The 18602-nt window shown below is 68.7% G+C and carries 16 protein-coding genes; 8 read left to right on the plus strand and 8 right to left on the minus strand.

Annotation, left to right across the window (positions count from 1 at the left end; translation table 11 throughout):
• Window positions 1-149: 149 nt before the first annotated feature.
• The 3 genes from PcP3B5_RS29410 to PcP3B5_RS29420 are packed head-to-tail and all read right to left on the minus strand — an operon-like array spanning window position 150 to window position 3277.
• Window positions 150-494 carry a YdbL family probable chaperone protein gene (locus tag PcP3B5_RS29410; RefSeq protein ID WP_009614101.1) on the minus strand — a complete coding sequence of 115 codons (345 nt, stop codon included), beginning with the start codon at window positions 492-494 and terminating at the stop codon, window positions 150-152.
• 11 nt (window positions 495-505) lie between these two features.
• On the minus strand, window positions 506-697 hold the full coding sequence (locus PcP3B5_RS29415) for a YnbE family lipoprotein (RefSeq protein ID WP_009614103.1): 192 nt from the start codon (window positions 695-697) through the stop codon (window positions 506-508).
• Window positions 698-715: 18 nt separating this feature from the next.
• A complete protein-coding gene (locus PcP3B5_RS29420; protein ID WP_061563101.1) occupies window positions 716-3277 on the minus strand; it encodes an intermembrane phospholipid transport YdbH family protein in 2562 nt (853 codons plus the stop codon).
• 163 nt (window positions 3278-3440) lie between these two features.
• On the opposite strand from PcP3B5_RS29420, the gene dadR reads away from it, so the two are divergent.
• The 3 genes from dadR (at window position 3441) to PcP3B5_RS29435 (ending at window position 6952) form a co-directional block, all read left to right on the plus strand.
• On the plus strand, window positions 3441-3929 hold the full coding sequence (gene dadR, locus PcP3B5_RS29425; protein ID WP_009614106.1) for a transcriptional regulator DadR: 489 nt from the start codon (window positions 3441-3443) through the stop codon (window positions 3927-3929).
• 105 nt (window positions 3930-4034) lie between these two features.
• Window positions 4035-5354, plus strand: coding sequence for an NAD(P)/FAD-dependent oxidoreductase (locus PcP3B5_RS29430; protein ID WP_061563102.1), 1320 nt, complete (start codon window positions 4035-4037; stop codon window positions 5352-5354).
• Between the two features lie 44 nt (window positions 5355-5398).
• On the plus strand, window positions 5399-6952 hold the full coding sequence (locus PcP3B5_RS29435; RefSeq protein ID WP_043315013.1) for a phospholipase D family protein: 1554 nt from the start codon (window positions 5399-5401) through the stop codon (window positions 6950-6952).
• A 161-nt stretch (window positions 6953-7113) separates the two neighbouring features.
• On the opposite strand, the gene PcP3B5_RS29440 is transcribed toward PcP3B5_RS29435, so the two are convergent.
• Window positions 7114-8283, minus strand: a complete 1170-nt coding sequence (locus PcP3B5_RS29440) for an MFS transporter (protein ID WP_058488038.1) — start codon at window positions 8281-8283, stop codon at window positions 7114-7116.
• A 298-nt stretch (window positions 8284-8581) separates the two neighbouring features.
• Entirely contained in the window at window positions 8582-10075 is a 1494-nt protein-coding gene (locus PcP3B5_RS29445) for an aldehyde dehydrogenase (protein ID WP_009614115.1), read from the minus strand.
• A gap of 270 nt (window positions 10076-10345) precedes the next feature.
• Here PcP3B5_RS29445 and PcP3B5_RS29450 point away from each other — a divergent pair, with 270 nt between their 5' ends.
• Window positions 10346-10708: a cupin domain-containing protein gene (locus tag PcP3B5_RS29450; protein WP_009614116.1), complete on the plus strand. Its 363-nt coding sequence runs from the start codon at window positions 10346-10348 to the stop codon at window positions 10706-10708.
• 354 nt (window positions 10709-11062) lie between these two features.
• Here the strand turns inward: PcP3B5_RS29450 and rpmG are convergent, their stop codons facing one another.
• Window positions 11063-11218, minus strand: a complete 156-nt coding sequence (gene rpmG / locus PcP3B5_RS29455) for a 50S ribosomal protein L33 (RefSeq protein WP_009614117.1) — start codon at window positions 11216-11218, stop codon at window positions 11063-11065.
• A 12-nt stretch (window positions 11219-11230) separates the two neighbouring features.
• Window positions 11231-11467, minus strand: coding sequence for a 50S ribosomal protein L28 (gene rpmB, locus PcP3B5_RS29460; RefSeq protein ID WP_009614118.1), 237 nt, complete (start codon window positions 11465-11467; stop codon window positions 11231-11233).
• A gap of 366 nt (window positions 11468-11833) precedes the next feature.
• Between rpmB and PcP3B5_RS29465 the strand changes: the two genes are divergently transcribed.
• Window positions 11834-13405 (plus strand): ABC transporter substrate-binding protein, encoded by a 1572-nt coding sequence (locus PcP3B5_RS29465; RefSeq protein WP_043315011.1) that lies wholly within the window; start codon window positions 11834-11836, stop codon window positions 13403-13405.
• A 48-nt stretch (window positions 13406-13453) separates the two neighbouring features.
• On the opposite strand, the gene radC is transcribed toward PcP3B5_RS29465, so the two are convergent.
• On the minus strand, window positions 13454-14128 hold the full coding sequence (gene radC, locus PcP3B5_RS29470) for a RadC family protein (RefSeq protein ID WP_061563103.1): 675 nt from the start codon (window positions 14126-14128) through the stop codon (window positions 13454-13456).
• Window positions 14129-14268: 140 nt separating this feature from the next.
• Between radC and coaBC the strand changes: the two genes are divergently transcribed.
• From coaBC to PcP3B5_RS29485, 3 genes are read left to right on the plus strand one after another with little or no spacing between them, the layout of a single operon-like run.
• The gene (coaBC, locus tag PcP3B5_RS29475; protein WP_061563104.1) at window positions 14269-15477 is read left to right on the plus strand and encodes a bifunctional phosphopantothenoylcysteine decarboxylase/phosphopantothenate--cysteine ligase CoaBC; all 1209 of its coding nucleotides are present in this window, start codon (window positions 14269-14271) and stop codon (window positions 15475-15477) included.
• A 7-nt stretch (window positions 15478-15484) separates the two neighbouring features.
• On the plus strand, window positions 15485-15940 hold the full coding sequence (dut, locus tag PcP3B5_RS29480) for a dUTP diphosphatase (protein WP_009614122.1): 456 nt from the start codon (window positions 15485-15487) through the stop codon (window positions 15938-15940).
• A gap of 37 nt (window positions 15941-15977) precedes the next feature.
• A complete protein-coding gene (locus tag PcP3B5_RS29485) occupies window positions 15978-18584 on the plus strand; it encodes a phosphomannomutase/phosphoglucomutase (protein ID WP_061563105.1) in 2607 nt (868 codons plus the stop codon).
• Window positions 18585-18602 lie beyond the last annotated feature (18 nt).

Raw genomic sequence — 18602 nt, forward strand, 5'->3', positions numbered from 1 at the left:
GTCGGATCGCGGTTTTCAGCAACTAATTCGGCGCGCTTTGGCGAACGCGGGATTTACTCCCGCCAGGGCCGGGGCCGGCAGGAATAAGCGCTGCCGCGACGGCGGGTCGCAGGCGCCGCCCGACAGGCGGCGGCGCCAGGGAAATCCCCTTACTTGCGTACCCACTTGCCATTGAGCTGGATGTATTGCCCGGACGGGGTGCGGTCCATGGCCTTCTTGCCGGCCAGGGCTTCCACGTCGCCGAGCTTGGCGCCGCTCTGGCCGGCCACCTTCTGGTACTCGGCGCGGCGCGCGGCGTTGATCTGGGCGGCGATGTCCGCCGCCTGGCCGCTGTTGCTGACCACCCCGAGGTAGCCGTCGGGCTGCTCGCCGACCAGGCCCTGGGCCTTGGCCCCGCCCAGGGCCGACATGGCCTGCTCCAGGCTCATGGCCAGGGCCGGCAGGCTGACGCAAAGGGCCAGCAGGGCGACGCCGAGTTTGCTGCGCAGTGTCATCTAGAAGCTCCTCAGAACAGACCGCTGTTCTCGTTGATGATGCCATCCAGGGCCTTGTCGACCTTGATGTAGATCTCGTGCTCGATCTTCACGTTGAGGTTGATGTTGATCGGCTCCTTGGGCGCCGCCAGCTGTACCGTCGGCGTACAGCCCTGGCTGAGCCCGAGCAGGGCCAGGACGGCGATGAGTGCGCATGGGCGCATGCGGTGTTCTCCTTGCGATCAGGGCGCGGCAGGTGACTGGTTGCGCAGGCGTTCCTGCACGCGCTTGCGGATGGTGTCGCTGACCCGGTCGCTCAGCTGCAGGCTGGTCAGCAGGTCCGGGATGTTCTCCTCCAGGTTGACGTTGAGGTTCACCGGCCGCCCCTGCTCCAGCGCCGGGTTGCGGCCGCTGATGGCCAGGGCCAGGAGCAGGCGGCCGCCCTCAGCATAATCCACGCGGCTGGCCAGGCGCTCGTAGCGGAAGTCGTCGAGCATGGTCGCCACCAGTTGCATGGCCGGGTTGCTCTGACCGAGGGCGCGGATCTTCTCCGAGCGGAACTGCAGGGTGCCCGGCAGCCGCGCGGCGACCTGGCCGCCCTGGATGCGCAGCCCGCCCGGGCCGAGCAACAGCGGCAGCTCGCCGTCGAGGATGCCGTTGCCGGCAAGGCCCTCGGCGGGATAGGCCTTGAGGATTTCCTCCAGCAGCACGCCTTGCAGATGCAGGCTCTGCGCGGGGTTTTCGCGGGCCAGTTGCAGCGTGCCGGCGTCCAGACAGGCGCGGCCGCCGAACAGCTTCAGCTCGGCCTGGCGCCAGTCCAGGCGGCCGGCCAGCAGCTGGTCCAGGCTGGCGCTGTAGCCACCCTGGAACTGCAGGGGCCCGAGCAGCACGCCGGGGTTGAGCTGTTCCACGCGCAGGCCGGGCAACTGCAGCGTCAGTTGCGAGCCGCGCAGTTGCAGCTTCGCCTCGCCGTCCAGGCCGTGGATCTCGCTGCGGTCGTAGACGCCTTCCAGGCCCCGGCCGTTCAGCGTCAGGTCCAGCTGCTGGGCGCCCTGCCCCGGCGGCAGGCGCCATTGCGCGCGTGCCTGCAGGCGGCCGTTGTTCAGGCTGAGCAGCGCCGGCCAGTCGGCCAGGCTGGCCGCCAGCGGGTTGCCGCTGCGCAGGAAGAATTCCGGCAGTTGCGCCGTCAGCTCCAGGCTGCCGTCGGCCTGGTGGCGCAACTCGACGTCGGCGGCCAGGCCACCGCTATTCTGCAGCCGGCCCTTGAGCTGCTGCTGCGCCAGGCCGGCGCCGAGCTGGCCCTGGTAGCTCCAGGCGAGCGGCTTGAGGTGCGCCTGGCGCAGCTCGCCGGCCGACAGTTGCACGGCGCCGTCGAAGCCCAGGCTGAAGGGCTGGCCGGCGGCGTAGCCCAGCGCCAGGCTGGCCTTGTCCGCCGTCGCGCCGAGCTTGGCGGCCTTCAGCCCCTGGGGCCCGGCCAGGCTGCCCAGGTTCAGCTTGGCGCCCTTGCCCAGGCGCAGGCTGGCCGCGGCCTGGCCAATCTCGCCGTCCAGCGGCAGGTCGAGCGCCGCCTTGCCCAGGCGCAGGCCGGGCAGTTGCAGGTCCGCTACCTGGGCTTGCAAGCGGGCCTGGCTCAGGGCCAGCGACAAGGCTTCGCCCTCCACCAGCGCCAGCACACCTTGCAGGCGCAGGTCGCTGGCGCCCTTGCCGCGCAGGTCCAGGCGTACCGCGCCGGGGGCGCTGTCGTCGGGTTGCAGGCCCAGGCGCAGGTTGGCCGGGCGCAGGCCCACCGGTAGCGCCTGCAGCCAGTCGCCGTAAAGGTCGGCCAGGTAGAGGTCGCCGTCCAACACCCGCGGCCGCCACTGCCCCGGCGCGGTCGCGGCCGCCTGCAGTTGCAGGTCGCCCTGCAAGGTGCCCAGGCCCGGTAGCGGCCAGGGCTGCGGCAATTGCATGGCCAGCTCCAGTTCGCCCTGGCTGTCGCGCAGTGCGGGCCAGTCCGGCCAGGGGCCATCGCCGCCGAGGGTGCTGTCCCAGCTCAGGCGCAGGCGCCCGGCCTCGGGTAGGGAGACCGGCAGGGTCGGCGTCGGCAACCAGGGCGCCAGCCAGGCGCGCACGGCGTCCAGCGGTGGCACTCCAGGGCTGGCCAGGCTGCCGCGCCAGTGGCGCTCGGCTGGCGCCCAGCTGGCGTCGAGGTCGGCCAGGCGTTCGCCATCCAGATCGGCCTTCAATGCCAGCCGCCAGGCGTCCTGTTCCGGGTGCAGGGTGCCGTCGAGGGCCAGGCGCTGAGCGCCCTGCTGCAGTTCGGCGGCCAGGGACGCGGCATTGCCGGGCAGCTGCTGCCAGTGCAGGCTGCCGACCAGGGTGCAGCGCTGCTGCCCGGCGCAGGGCAGTTCGAACTCGGCGCGCTGCAGGACGGCCCGCTGCGGCAGCAGGCCGAGCCACAGGCCCACCTGGTCGGGCGTCGGCCACTCCCCCGCCTCTTCTTCCGTCGTCGCGGCGGCGGGCCAGGAACCCACGCGTAAGCGCTGTAGCTCCAGGCCACCCAGGCGCCAGCGCCCGTCGATGCGCCGCGGCCAGCCCAGGCGCAGCTGATCGGCCTGGATTTCCAGGCGCGAAGCGGACTTTTCCCGCGTTACGGCCAGCCGTTGCAGTGTCAGACCGTCCAATGAAATGCCCGGCCCCTGCCAGTTCAGGCCGGCGATGCCCTGCTCCGCGAGCAGCCGCTGCCAGGCCTGCCCCGCCCAGACGGCGAGCAGCGCGATGAGCAACGCCAGCAACAGCAGGATTCGGGTACGGGTCGAGCGCATGCCAGGCTCCGGCGGCGAAGTGGAAGGCCCGCGCATCCGGCGCGGACCTGGGAACAGGCTGGCGGCGTGCCCGCAGAAGATCAAGGGGCAGTGATATCCACTGGCTTAACGTCTATATTTGGCGACAATCACCAACCATAAGCACCGCCCCCGAGCAGCCTCCATGAGAACCCAGCACCAAAGCCGCCGCGAACTGGACAAGATCGACCGCAACATCCTGCGCATCCTCCAGGAAGAAGGGCGCATTTCCTTCACCGAGCTGGGCGAGCGCGTCGGCCTCTCCACCACCCCCTGCACCGAGCGGGTGCGGCGCCTGGAGCGCGAAGGCATCATCATGGGCTACAACGCCCGGCTGAACCCGCAGTACCTCAAGGCCAGCCTGCTGGTGTTCGTCGAGATCAGCCTGGACTACAAGTCCGGCGACACCTTCGAGGACTTCCGCCGCGCCGTGCTCAAGCTGCCCCACGTGCTGGAGTGCCACCTGGTGTCCGGCCACTTCGACTACCTGGTGAAGGCGCGCATCTCGGAAATGGCCTCCTACCGCAAGCTGCTGGGCGACATCCTGCTGAAGCTGCCCCACGTGCGCGAGTCGAAGAGCTACATCGTGATGGAAGAGGTCAAGGAGAGCCTGACCCTGCCGATTCCCGACTGATCGCAACAGCTTGTCGAGTTTTTACGGCTTCCCCCCTTGGCGTGGCGGGAAGCCGGCGTTTATCCTGCGTAAAATTTTAACAACACAATAATCAGGATATCGCACATGAACGCCCGCGTTCGCCTCCCGGTGCACACCGACCAGCACGCCCCTTCCTACTACGCCGCGACCCTCAACCGTCGCATCCAGTGCCCTCCCCTGGCCGGCGAGGAAGTGGCCGACGTGTGCATCATCGGCGGCGGCTTCTCCGGGCTGAACACCGCGATAGAACTGGCCGAGCGCGGCTTCTCGGTGGTCCTGCTGGAGGCCCGCAAGATCGGCTGGGGCGCCAGCGGGCGCAACGGCGGCCAACTGATCCGCGGCGTCGGCCATGGCGTCGAGCAGTTCGAGCCGGTGATCGGCAAGGACGGCGTGCGCCAGCTCAAGCTGATGGGCCTTGAGGCCGTGCAGATCGTGCGCCAGCGCGTGGAGAAGTACGGCATCGACTGCGACCTGACCTGGGGCTACTGCGACCTGGCCAACAAGGCCTCGGACGTCGAGGGCTTCCGCGAGGACTACGAGGAGCTCAAGAGCCTGGGCTACACCCACGAGCTGCGCCTGGTCCCGCAGGCGGAAATGCGCAGCATCGTCGGCGCCGACTGCTACGTCGGCGGCATGGTGGACATGGGCTCCGGCCACCTGCACCCGCTCAACCTGGCCCTGGGCGAGGCGGCTGCGGCGCAGTCCCTGGGCGTGCGCCTGTTCGAGGATTCGCAGGTCACCCACATCGACTACGGCGCCGAAGTGCGGGTGCGCACCGCCAAGGGCAGCGTGCGCGCCAAGACACTGGTGATCGGCTGCAACGCCTACCAGAACGGCCTGAACAACTACCTCGACGGCAAGGTGCTGCCGGCCGGCAGCTACGTCATCGCCACCGAGCCGCTGCCGGCGGACCTCGCCCACGAGCTGCTGCCGCAGAACATGGCGGTGTGCGACCAGCGCGTGGCCCTGGACTACTACCGCCTCTCCGCCGACAACCGCCTGCTGTTCGGCGGCGCCTGCCACTATTCCGGGCGCGACCCGGCGGACATCGCCGCCTACATGCGGCCGAAGATGCTCAAGGTGTTCCCGCACCTGGCCGACGTGCGCATCGACTACCAGTGGGGCGGCATGATCGGCATCGGCGCCAACCGCCTGCCGCAGATCGGCCGCCTGCCCGGCCAGCCCAACGTGTACTTCGCCCAGGCCTATTCCGGCCACGGGGTGAACGCCACCCACCTGGCCGGCAAGCTGCTCGCCGAGGCCATCGCCGGGCAGCAGGGCAGCGGTTTCGAGCTGTTCGCCAAGGTCCCGCACATCACCTTCCCCGGCGGCAAGCTGCTGCGCTCGCCGCTGCTGGCGCTGGGCATGGCCTGGTATCGCTTCAAGGAGGCGCTGAGCGGCTAGAATCTCCGCAGTCCCGCTACGGCGGGCGGCCTGGAGATTCCCGCTTGCTACCACGCTTCCTGTGGCTGGCGCTGCTGCTGCTCGGCGGCTGCGCCAGCGTTCCCCTGCCCACGCCCTCGCACGCCCTGTCGCCGGGCGGCACGGCCCTCGGCGACGCCGTGCAGCAACGCGCGGCGGCGCACCCCGGCGCCTCCGGCTTCCGCCTGCTGGCCTCCAGCAGCGACGCCTTCCTCGCCCGCGCCGAGCTGATCCGCGCCGCCCAGCGCAGCCTGGACATCCAGTACTACATAGTCCACGACGGCCTCACCACCCGCGCGCTCATCCACGAGCTGCTCAAGGCCGCCGACCGCGGCGTGCGCGTGCGCGTGCTGATCGACGACACCAGCAGCGACGGCTGGGATTACGAGATCGGCGTGCTGGCCGCCCACCCGAACATCCAGGTGCGCCTGTTCAACCCGCTGCACCTGGGTCGCAGCACCGGCATCACGCGCAATCTCGGGCGCCTGTTCAACCTCGCCGAGCAGCACCGGCGCATGCACAACAAGCTGTGGCTGGCCGACAACAGCGTGGCCATCGTCGGCGGGCGCAACCTGGGCGACGAGTACTTCGGCGCCAAGGCGGAAATGAACTTCAGCGACCTCGACCTGCTCGGCGTCGGCCCGGTGGCCAAGGAGCTGGGGCAGAGCTTCGACCAGTACTGGAACAGCGCCATCAGCCGCCCCATCGAGGACTACCTGTGGGGCAAGCCCGAGCGCGCCGACCTCGAACGCGCCCGGCGCAGCCTGGACCACTACCTGGAGAAGAGCCGGGTGCGCCATTCCGCCTACCTGCAGCGCCTGCACCTGCGCGGCGCCTCGTCGAACCTGGACAGCTGGCTCGACGACCTGGTCTGGGCCCCGGGCCGCGCCATCTGGGACGACCCGCTGAAGGTCCTGGACCGCGGCCAGAGCCGCCCGCAGCAACAGCTGAGCACCCAGCTCGAACCGCTGTTCCGCCAGGTGTCGAAGGAGCTGATCCTGGTCTCGGCCTACTTCGTGCCCACCGACAGCGGCGTCACCTACCTCACCGGCCGCGCCGACGACGGCGTCAGCGTGCGCCTGCTGACCAACTCCCTGGAAGCCACCGACGTGCCCGCCGTGCATGCCGGCTACGCGCCCTACCGCATGGCCCTGCTGGAGCACGGCGTGCAGCTCCACGAACTGCGCGCCCAGCCGGACCAGCGCCTGGCCGGCGCGCCCTGGACGGTGCGCGGCTCCAGCAGCGCCAGCCTGCACAGCAAAGCCATCGTCTTCGACCGGCGCCAGGTGTTCATCGGCTCCTTCAACTTCGACCCGCGCTCGATCATCTGGAACACCGAGGTCGGCATCATCGTCGACAGCCCGGAACTGGCGGAGCAGACGCGCAAGCTGGCGCTGGCCGGGATGTCGCCCAGCGTCAGCTACCAGGTACGCATCGACCACAGCGGCAGCCGCCCGCGGCTGACCTGGGTGGACGAGCGCGACGGCCATCCGCACGTGCTGCACCACGAGCCGGGCAGCCTGTGGCGCCGCTTCAACGCCTGGATCGCCGGCGCCATCGGGCTGGAGAGGATGTTATAGGCGTTATCCGCGATCACCGTGCGTGGGCTCGGCCCATCGCGGACGGAGTCCCGCTACGTGGCAGGAGTCGCCCCGTAGGATGGCGTTGAGCGCAGCGATACCCATCACCGCGGCCGCATGGGTATCGCAAGCTCAACCCATCCTACGAAGAGCAGCGGGCCTCAACGCCCGCTCGCTTCCGGCAGCTCATCGCCCTCCAGTTCCACCGGCGGCAAGCCCTTGCGCCATACCAGCACGACGAAACCGAAGGCGCCCAGGGCCATCATCAGCGGCAGCGCATGGCCACTCACCCACTGGCTGACCGCGCCGGTGGTCAGCGGCCCGATCAGGCAGCCGATGCCCCACAGTTGGGCGATGTGCGCGTTGGCGCGGACCAGCGCATCGTCGCGGTAGCGCTCGCCGATGAGGATCAGCGACAGGGTGAACAGCCCACCGGCGCTCGCGCCGAACAGTACCAGCACCGGCCAGATCGCCGGCCCGTGCAGCAGCGGGGGGATGCCCAGGCTGCTCAGCAGCAGGACGATGCCGCAGCCCTTGAACAGCGTCTGCCGCGACACCCGGTCGGCCAGCCAGCCGATGGGCAGCTGCAACAGCGCGTCGCCCACCACCACTACCGTGACCATGGTCAGCGCCACCGCCTGGGTGAAGCCCTGGCGCACGCCGTAGACCGGCAGCAGGGTGAGGATCATCGCCTCGAAGCCGGCGAACAGCACCACCGCCCAGGCGATGGCCGGCAGCTTGGCGCAGAAGGCGAACAGGCCGCGCCCCGAGGCGCTGTGCGGGTCCACCCTGGGCGCGCCGCCGCGACCGACGAGCAGCAGCGAACCGCACACCAGCAGGCCGACGCCCAGCCAGAAGCCGCGGTCGTCGGCGGTGCCGATGAAGGTCAGCAGCACCGGGCCGGACAGCTGGCTCAGCGCATAGCCGGTGCCGTACAGGGCCACCAGGCGGCCGCGCCATTTCTCCACGGCCAGCTGGTTGATCCAGCTTTCGCCGAGGATGAACACCACGGTCAGTTGCACGCCGATCAGCAGGCGCAGCACCAGCCACACCGGGTAGTTCTGCAGCAGCGCCAGCAGGCCGACGGAAAAGGCCCCGCTGAGCAGGCACCAGCGCATCAACCGCGGCGTGCCCAGGCGGGCGGCCAGGCGCCCGGAAATGAGCGCGCCGAGCAGTACGCCGACGGCTGGCGTGGCGGCCATCACGCCGATGGCGAAGCTGCCGTAGCCCCAGCTTTCCAGGCGCAAGGACACCAGCGGCATGGTCAGGCCGAGGGCCAGGCCGATGCTGATGACCGACAGGCAGACAGCGAAATAGGCACCCCAACGCATTGTCGTTCTCCCGTTCCATCCGGAGCGCACTCCGGGCCAGAGGCCGAGCCCGGCGCGCAATGCAAAGCGGCCGGGCTCCCCAAGGGAAACCCGGCCGCGGGTATGGCTCTTTGTCAGAGCCGGCCCCGGCGAGGGGGCCGACCTTGTAAGCCTTTGACTCTGGACTTCGCCACGGAGGGCGCGAGCTAGAGCCAGGCAAAGCGTGATCGGATTCGGACGCGCAGTTTACTCCGGTAAATGAGCAGGCCGAATCCGATCACAACGCAGCATGGCCGACGCGCAGCCCCTCCGAACGTTATTACAGCTTGATCCAGGTAGCCTTCAGCTCGGTGTACTTGTCGAAGGCGTGCAGCGACTTGTCGCGGCCGTTGCCCGACTGCTTGAAGCCACCGAAGGGCGCGGTCATGTCGCCGCCGTCGTACTGGTTGATCCACACGCTGCCGGCGCGCAGGGCCCTGCCGATCAGGTGGGCCTTGGACAGGTTGCTGGTCCAGACCGCGGCGGCCAGGCCGTATGGGGTGTCGTTGGCGATGCGCACGGCTTCCTCGGCGTCCTCGAACTCGATCACCGACAGCACCGGCCCGAAGATTTCCTCGCGGGCGATGCGCATGGCGTTGGTCACGCCGTCGAAGATGGTCGGCTCGACGTAGGTACCGCCGGTCTCTTCCAGGGTGCGCTTGCCGCCGGCCACCAGCTTGGCGCCGTCGTCGTGGCCGGCCTGGATGTAGCTCAGCACGTTGTTCATCTGGGTGGTGTCGACCAGCGCGCCGACGTTGGTTTCCGGGTCCAGCGGGTTGCCCGGCTTCCAGGCCTTCAGCGCTTCGACCACCAGCGGCAGGAACTCGGCCTTGATGGATTTCTCCACCAGCAGGCGGGAACCGGCGGTGCACACTTCGCCCTGGTTGAAGGCGATGGCGCTGGCGGCGGATTCGGCGGCGGCCTTCAGGTCAGGCGCGTCGGCGAAGACGATGTTCGGGCTCTTGCCGCCGGCTTCCAGCCATACGCGCTTCATGTTCGACTCGCCGGCGTAGACCATCAGCTGCTTGGCGATCTTGGTCGAACCGGTGAACACCAGGGTGTCGACGTCCATGTGCAGGGCCAGGGCCTTGCCCACGGTGTGGCCGAAGCCCGGCAGGATGTTCAGCACGCCTTTCGGGATGCCGGCCTCGACGGCCAGCTGGGCGACGCGGATGGCGGTCAGCGGCGACTTCTCGGACGGCTTGAGGATCACCGAGTTGCCGGTGGCCAGGGCCGGGCCGAGCTTCCAGCAGGACATCAGCAGGGGGAAGTTCCACGGCACGATAGCGGCGACCACGCCCACGGCTTCGCGGGTGACCAGGCCCAGTTGATCATGCGGGGTGGCGGCGACTTCGTCGTAGACCTTGTCGATGGCTTCGGCATTCCAGCGGATGCTGTTGGCGGCGCTGGCGACGTCGATGTTCAGCGCGTCGCTGATCGGCTTGCCCATGTCCAGGGTTTCCAGCAGGGCCAGTTCTTCGGCGTGCTGCATCATCAGCTCGGCGAAGCGGATCATGACCTTCTTGCGCTTGGCCGGCGCCTGGCGCGACCACACGCCGGACTCGAAGGCGGCACGGGCAACCTGCACGGCGCGCTCGGCGTCGGCGGCGTCGCAGCTGGCGACCTTGGCCAGGAAGCGGCCATCCACCGGGCTGATGCAGTCGAAGGTGGCGCCGTCGGCGGCATCGACGTACTGGCCGTCGACGAAGGCGCGGCCTTCGATCTTCAGGTTCTGGGCGCGAGCTTCCCAGTCGGCGCGAGTGAGGGTACTCATGACAACTTGTCCTCTTATTGAATTACTTATCGAAGTCCCGGCGCCCCGGGGATGGGCGCGCTGTCAGAAATTCTGCAAGGCGGCGCGAGGGCCACGCTGTCCGCCACCCTAAACCGGGATGGGCGAATTTTCAATATTTTTGACACTTTGGCGCCAAAACGCCTTGTCACGTTCGTTTTATTAAACATAGACTCGATCGACTCCGCCTCCGTCCGGGCCCGCCCGCAGTGGCGGAGCACTCGTACAACCCACAATAAAACGAGAGTCAGCATGAACATCGAGCAGATCGTCGACTTCGCCCAGGCCGGCACCGCCGCCGAGCACTACCGCCCGGCGCCGGAGAAGGTCCTCAAGGGCGATCCCGAGCAAAGCGTGCGCAACCACTACGCCAGCCCCTGCGGCCAGTTCAACGTCGGCATCTGGGAAGGCGCGGTCGGCCACTGGACCATCAACTACACCGAGCACGAATACTGCGAGATCCTCCAGGGCGTGTCGGTGATCCGCGACGCCGACGGCGGCGCCAAGACCGTGCGCACCGGCGACCGCTTCGTCATCCCGGCCGGCTTCAAGGGCACCTGGGAGGTGCTGGAGCCTTGCCGCAAGGTCTATGTGATCTTCGAACAGAAGGCTTGATAGCTGTTTGACGAAAAAACGCCGCTTTCTCCAAAGCGGCGTTTTTGTTTTGTTGGAGGCTGCCCTGTCATTGCAGGGCGGATAACGCCAATGGCGTTGCACGGGCGTAGGAGCAACTGTCTGCGCCGACGCGTTTTTCGTAGGATGGGTTGAGCTTGCGAAACCCATGCGGTTGCGCTGATGGGTATCGCTCCGCTCAACGCCATCCTACGAAAAGCCACGCTCGCTCATGCGCTAGGAGCGGGCTTCGTCCGCGATGGGATTCGCCGGTGGCACGAACGGCCCCACCAGCCCCGCCGCGCAGACATGAAAAAACCCGCCAATTGGCGGGTTTCTTCGCAAGGGCCGGATCAATTACTTGATCTTGGCTTCCTTGTAGATCACGTGCTTGCGAACGACCGGATCGAACTTCTTGATCTCGATCTTCTCAGGCTTGGTGCGCTTGTTCTTGTCGGTGGTGTAGAAGTGGCCGGTACCGGCGCTGGACACCAGACGGATCAGTTCACGCATGATTGCAGCTCCTTAGAATTTTTCGCCGCGGGCGCGCAGGTCGTTCAGGACGGCCTCGATGCCACGCTTGTCGATGATACGCATGCCCTTGGCGGAAACGCGCAGGCGTACGAAGCGCTTCTCGGACTCAACCCAGAAACGGTGGTGCTGCAGGTTCGGCAGGAAACGGCGGCGGGTTTTGTTGTGTGCGTGGGAAATGTTGTTCCCGGTAACCGGACCCTTACCGGTCACTTGGCAAACTCTCGACATGGCTCAGCCCTCTATAAACCACATGCCAAACCCGGCATGGGTTGGCTGCTTGAACTCGTTGATACTCGGTTTTCCACCCGGGTCTTACCTGCCCGGCCGCCACTCGGTTCCGAGTCGCGGGGCAGGGCCCCAGAAAAGAGCGCAGCTTTATATCAGAAAGCCGCCTAGTGCCGCAAGGGAACAAGCAGCTTATCCACATGCCGGCGCAGCGCGGCCGCGGCCCAGCGCCCTTGCCATTCGTCGCCTTTCACCGTTGTCGCCCGCCGCGGCTTGGTCTAGGGTAGCCGGTTCAAGGCCGCCAACGGCCTTGCATGACTGCGCCCAGCCCACGGGACGGGCATTTTCCCACCATTTCCGGAGTCCGTCATGCGTCTGCTTCCACTCGCCCTGCTGCTGGCCCCCGCCCTGGCCGGCGCCAGCACCCTCAGTGTCTGCACCGAGGCCAGCCCCGACGGCTTCGACGTCGTGCAGTTCAATGCCCTGACCACCACCAACGCCTCGGCCGACGTGCTGATGAACCGCCTGGTGGAGTTCGATGCGGCGCAGGGCAAGGTGGTGCCGAGCCTGGCCGAGAGCTGGACGGTCTCCGCCGACGGCCTGACCTACGACTTCAAGCTGCGCGGCGGGGTGAAGTTCCACCACACCGACTACTTCAGCCCCAGCCGCGAGCTGGGCGCCGACGACGTGCTGTTCAGCTTCCGGCGCATGCTCGACCCCGCCAACCCCTGGCACAAGGTGGCGCAGAGCGGCTTCCCCCACGCCCAGTCGCTGCAGCTGCCGGCCCTGATAAAAGCCGTGGAGAAGGTCGACGAGCACCAGGTGCGCTTCACCCTGAGCCACCCCGACGCCACCTTCCTGCCCATGCTCAGCATGGGCTTCGCCTCCATCTATTCCGCCGAGTACGCCGACCAGCTGATGAAGGCCGGCACCCCGGAGAAGCTCAACGCCCAGCCCATCGGCAGCGGCCCCTTCGTCTTCAAGCGCTTCCAGAAGGACGCGCAGATCCGCTACACCGCCAACCCGGACTACTTCGCCGGCAAGCCGGCGGTGGACAACCTGCTGTTCGCCATCACCCCAGACGCCAACGTGCGCCTGCAGCGCCTCAAGCGCGGCGAATGCCAGATCGCCCTGTCGCCCAAGCCGCTGGACGTCGAGGCCGCGGCCAAGGACCCGGCCCTGCGCATCGAGCAGACGCCGGCGTTCATGACCGCCTTCGTCGCCCTGAACAGCCAGCACCCGCCGCTGGACAAGCCCGAGGTGCGCCAGGCGATCAACCTCGCCTTCGACCGCCAGACCTACCTGAAGTCGGTGTTCGAAGGCAGCGCCACTGCCGCCGAGGGCGTCTACCCGCCGAACACCTGGAGCTATGCCAAGGACATCCCCGGCTACCCCCACGACCCGGCCCAGGCCAAGGCGCTGCTGGAAAAGGCCGGCCTGAAGGACGGCTTCAAGACCACCATCTGGACGCGCCCCAGCGGCAGCCTGCTCAACCCCAACCCGAGCCTGGGCGCGCAGCTGCTGCAGGCCGACCTGGCCAAGGTCGGCATCCAGGCCGGGATCCGCGTGATCGAGTGGGGCGAGCTGATCCGCCGCGCCAAGGCCGGCGAGCACGACCTGCTGTTCATGGGCTGGGCCGGCGACAACGGCGACCCGGACAACTTCCTTACCCCGCAGTTTTCCTGCGCCAGCGTGAAGTCCGGGCTGAACTTCGCGCGCTTCTGCGACCCGAAGCTGGACGGCCTGATCAGCCAGGGCAAGGCGCTGAGCGAGCAGGACAAGCGCAGCGCGCTCTACCACGACGCCCAGCAGCTGATCCACGACCAGGCCCTGTGGCTGCCGCTGGCGCACCCCACGGCCTCGGTGCTGCTGCGCAAGGAGGTCAAGGGCTACGCCGTGAACCCGTTCGGCCGCCAGGATTTCTCCAAGGTCAGCCTCTGAGGCGCCGTTCAACGTGGGGCCGGCGCGATACCGGCCCCACGGCGAGCCTCACACCCAGCCCATCTCCGCCATCGACAGCGGCTCGCCGTCGCCGACGATGAAGTGGTCGAGCACGCGCACGTCCACCAACGCCAGGGCGTCCTTCAGGCGCTGCGTCAGCCGGCGGTCGGCCTGGCTCGGCTCGGTGATGCCCGAGGGATGGTTGTGGCTGAGGATCAGCGCCGCGGCGTTGTGCGCCAGGGCGCGCTTGACCACCTGGCGCGGGTAGACGCTGGCGCTGTCGATGGAGCCGTGGAACAGCACCTCGAAGGCCAGGACGCGGTGGCGGCCGTCGAGGAACAGGCAGGCGAACACCTCGTGGGCCTCGTGGCGCAGCCGCGCCTTGAGGAAGTCGCGCACCGCCTGCGGGCTCTCCAGGGCGGAATCGCGGCGCAGCTGCTCGGCCAGGTGGCGGCGGGCCATCTCCAGCACCGCCTGCAGCTGGGCGTACTTGGCGCGGCCCAGGCCCAGGTGGCTGCTGAAACTGGTCTGGTCCGCCTCCAGCAGCGCGCGCAGGCTGCCGAACTCGTGGAGCAGGCGCCGCGCCAGCTCCACCGCGCTGCAGCCGACCACGCCGGTGCGCAGGAAGATGGCCAGCAGTTCGGCGTCGCTGAGGCTCGCCGCGCCGCGTTCGAGGAGTTTTTCCCGCGGGCGTTCTGCCGCGGGCCAGTGACGAATGCTCATGCAACCTCCCTGTCGAGCCGCCCGCTGTGCCGGGGCGGGCGCTGTGCTATCTTAGCCCGTCCCTTTCGCGCGACCGGAGGCCTGGGGAGGCGTCTCCGGCCCTGACGCGCGTCATCCAATTCCGAAGATAAGGCGGGCCTATGCAGCGGCTCTATCGAAAACGCATCGTCCTCGGCGTGGGCGGCGGTATTGCGGCCTACAAGAGCGCCGAACTGGTCCGCCGCCTGCGCGACCAGGGCGCGGAAGTCCGCGTGGTGATGACCCAGGGCGGCCGTGAGTTCATCACCCCGCTGACGCTCCAGGCGCTGTCCGGCCACCCGGTGCACCTGGACCTGCTCGACCCCGCCGCCGAAGCGGCCATGGGCCACATCGAGCTGGCCCGCTGGGCCGACCTGGTGCTGATCGCCCCGGCCACCGCCGACGTCATGGCGCGCCTGGCCCAGGGCGTGGCCAACGACCTGCTGACCACCCTGGTGCTGGCCACCGATGCCCAGGTCGCCCTGGCCCCGGCGATGAACCAGGCCATGTGGCGCGACCCGGCCACCCAGGCCAATGCCGAACTGCTGCGTGGCCGCGGTTTGCACTTCTTCGGCCCGGCCGCCGGCAGCCAGGCCTGCGGCGACGTCGGCCCCGGGCGCATGCTCGAGGCCGAGGAGCTGGCCCAGCGCGCCGCCGACTGCTTCCAGTTCCTCTCGCTGACCGGCCAGCACGTGCTGATCACCGCCGGCCCGACCCAGGAAAACATCGACCCGGTGCGCTACATCACCAACCACAGCTCCGGGAGGATGGGCTTCGCCCTGGCCGAGGCCGCCGCCGAAGCCGGCGCGCGGGTGACCCTGGTGACCGGCCCGGTGCACCTGCCGACGCCCGACCGGGTGAGCCGCGTCGACGTGGTCAGCGCCCGCGACATGCTCGCCGCCTGCGAAGCGGCGATGCCAGCCGACCTGCTGATCGCCGCCGCCGCGGTGGCCGACTACCGCCCCGAGCTGGTCGCCACGCAGAAGCTCAAGAAGGACCCGACCACGGGCGACGGCCTGCTGCTGCAGCTGGTGCGCAACCCGGATATCCTCGCCACCCTCGCCCAGCGCGCCGACCGGCCGTTCAGCGTGGGCTTCGCCGCGGAGACCGAGAACCTGCTGGAGTACGCCTCGCGCAAGCTCAAGGACAAGAACCTCGACCTGATCGTGGCCAACGACGTGGCCAACCCCTCGATCGGTTTCAACAGCGAAGAGAACGCGATCACCGTGATCGACCGCGAATTGCACGAAACTGCCTTCGCCCAGACCAGCAAGGGCAAGATCGCCCGCCAGCTGATCGCCTTCATCGCCGACCGCCTGAAACGACACTGAGAACCCGATGCATTCCCTGCAAGCCAAGATCCTCGACCCGCGCCTGGGCGCCGAATTCCCCCTGCCGCAGTACGCCACCCCCGGTTCCGCCGGCCTGGACCTGCGCGCCATGCTCAAGCAGGACACCGTCCTCGAACCCGGCCAGACGCTGCTGATCCCCACCGGCCTGTCCATCTACATCGCCGACCCGGGCCTGGCCGCGCTGGTGCTGCCGCGCTCCGGCCTTGGCCACAAGCACGGCGTGGTGCTGGGCAACCTGGTCGGGCTGATCGACTCGGACTACCAGGGCGAGCTGATGGTCTCCTGCTGGAACCGCGGCAACACCCCCTTCACCATCGCCATCGGCGAGCGCATCGCCCAGCTGGTGCTGGTGCCGGTGGTGCAGGCGCATTTCGAGCTGGTCGACAGCTTCGACGAAAGCCAGCGTGGCGCCGGCGGTTTCGGGCACTCGGGCAGCCACTGACACAATCCTCCAGGACGATTCGCCGAGGAGATGTTGCATGAAACTTTTCCAACGCAGTGCCAAGGGAACGGCCGACCTGCCGGAAGTCGCCCCGCCGCCGAAGGCTTCGGCAGGCCCGGCGGCCCGGCCGGAACTCAAGTCGCTGCTGCCGGCCCTGGGCGTGGCGACCCTCGGCGTGGCCGCCGCCGGCGCCCTGCTGTGGCTGACGCTGTTCGGCAGCGCCGAGCAGATGCACCGCCAGCAGTTGGCCGGCGCCTGGGGCGAAAGCCAGTCCGGCGCCCTGCGCCAGGCCCTGCTCCAGCTCGCCGCCGACACCCGTAGCGCCGCCGCCAACCCCGCGCTGCTGCCGGCGCTGGCCGACGCCAACAGCGCCCGCGCCCTGGAGGCCACCCTCGCCCACTGGCGCCAGGACGGCCTGGTGGACGTCCACCTCAACGCCAGCGGCCAGGCCAGCCAGGACAACCAGCGTCCCGGCCCGCTGAACTACGCCGCCCTGGACATGCTGCGCCGCGCCGAGAGCGGGCAGAACGTCGCCCCCGAGGCCTACCGCGTCGGCCAGCGCTGGCTGCTCTACAGCGCCACGGCGCTGCGCGGCCCGGACAACGCCATCCAGGGCAGCCTGATGCTGGTCTTCGACCTGCAGCGCCTGCTCAAGGCCCTGCCGGACATGCCCGCCGACACCGGCCAGCTGCAGCTGGCCCAGCAGTTCGGCAGCTCGCCGGCGCAGGTCCTGCTGCAACGCGGCGAGGCCGGTAACGCCGCGCCGCTGAACCTGGCCAGCGGCAACCCGAACTGGAAACTCAGCTTCACCCCCGGCCCGGCCCTGACCGCCGCGCTGTATCCGCCGGCGCTGCTGGGCTGCGCCGCACTGCTGGCGCTGGCCGGCGCGCTGCTGGGCGTGTACCTCGCGCAGAGCGCCCTGCAACGGCGCCTGCGCCAGGACGCCCAGGCCATCGGTCAGTACTTGCAGGAACTCGGTGGCCAGCGCACTGCCAAAGCACCTGAAGTCGGCCTCGCCGCACTGCAACCGCTGGCCCAGGCGCTGGCGCGGCAGCCCAGGCGCAAGGCCGAGCCCCCGGCCCCCGCCAGCCCCGCACCGGCCCCCGAGCCCCGCCCGGTGGCGGCGAAGATCGACAAGCCGGCCAGCGCCGAGACGCAGCTGGTCGACCCACTGTTCCAGAACACCGACATTCTGGACATCGACATTCTTGATGAAGACCAGGACCTCCTGGGATTGGAGCAAACCCCCGCCATGAGCACGCCCAAAGCCCCGCAACTGCCCGCCAGCATCTTCCGCGCCTACGATATCCGCGGCGTGGTCGGCGACACCCTGACCGCCGAGACCGCCTACTGGGTGGGCCGCGCCATCGGTTCCGAGAGCCTGGCCCGTGGCGAGCCCTGCGTCAGCGTCGGCCGCGACGGCCGCCTGTCGGGCCCGGAGCTGGTCCAGCAACTGATCCAGGGCCTGCTCGACTGCGGCTGCCAGGTCACCGACATCGGCATGGTGCCGACCCCGGTGCTGTACTACGCGGCCAACGTCCTGGAAGGCAAGTCGGGCGTGATGCTCACCGGCAGCCACAACCCGCCGGACTACAACGGCTTCAAGATCGTCGTCGCCGGCGAGACCCTGGCCAACGAGCAGATCCAGGCCCTGCGCGAGCGCATCGAGAACAACGACCTCGCCAGCGGCGTGGGCAAGGTGCAGCAGGTGGACATCCTGCCGCGCTACTTCCAGCAGATCCGCGACGACATCGCCCTGGCCAAGCCGCTGAAAGTGGTGGTGGACTGCGGCAACGGCGTCGCCGGGGTGATCGCCCCGCAACTGATCGAGGCCCTGGGCTGCACCGTCATCCCGCTGTACTGCGACGTCGACGGCACCTTCCCCAACCACCACCCGGACCCGGGCAAGCCGGAGAACCTGGAAGACCTGATCGCCAAGGTCAAGGAAACCGGCGCCGACCTCGGCCTGGCCTTCGACGGCGACGGCGACCGCGTGGGCGTGGTGACCAACGAAGGCACCATCATCTACCCCGACCGCCTGCTGATGCTGTTCGCCAAGGACGTGGTCTCGCGCAACCCGGGCGCCGACATCATCTTCGACGTCAAGTGCACCCGCCGCCTGATCTCCCTCATCAGCGGCTACGGCGGCCGCCCGGTGATGTGGAAGACCGGCCACTCGTTGATCAAGAAGAAGATGAAGGAGACCGGCGCGCTGCTGGCCGGCGAGATGAGCGGCCACATCTTCTTCAAGGAGCGCTGGTACGGCTTCGACGACGGCATCTACAGCGCCGCCCGCCTGCTGGAGATCATCAGCCTCGACAAACGCGACAGCGAGCATGTGTTCTCGGCCTTCCCGCTGGACGTCTCAACACCGGAAATCAACATCACCGTCACCGACGAGAGCAAGTTCGCCCTGATCGAAGCGCTGCAGCGCGACGGCCAGTGGGGCGAGGCCAACCTCACCACCCTCGACGGCGTGCGTGTCGATTATCCCAAGGGCTGGGGCCTGGTACGCGCCTCCAACACCACGCCGGTGCTGGTGCTGCGCTTCGAGGCGGATTCCGAAGCCGAACTGGAACGCATCAAGGACGTGTTCCGCAACCAGCTCAAGGCGGTCGACCCCGCCCTGACCATCCCCTTCTGACCTGACCATGCCGGAGCC

The organism is Pseudomonas citronellolis (assembly GCF_001586155.1).
GTDB classification, from domain to species: Bacteria; Pseudomonadota; Gammaproteobacteria; order Pseudomonadales; family Pseudomonadaceae; genus Pseudomonas; species Pseudomonas citronellolis.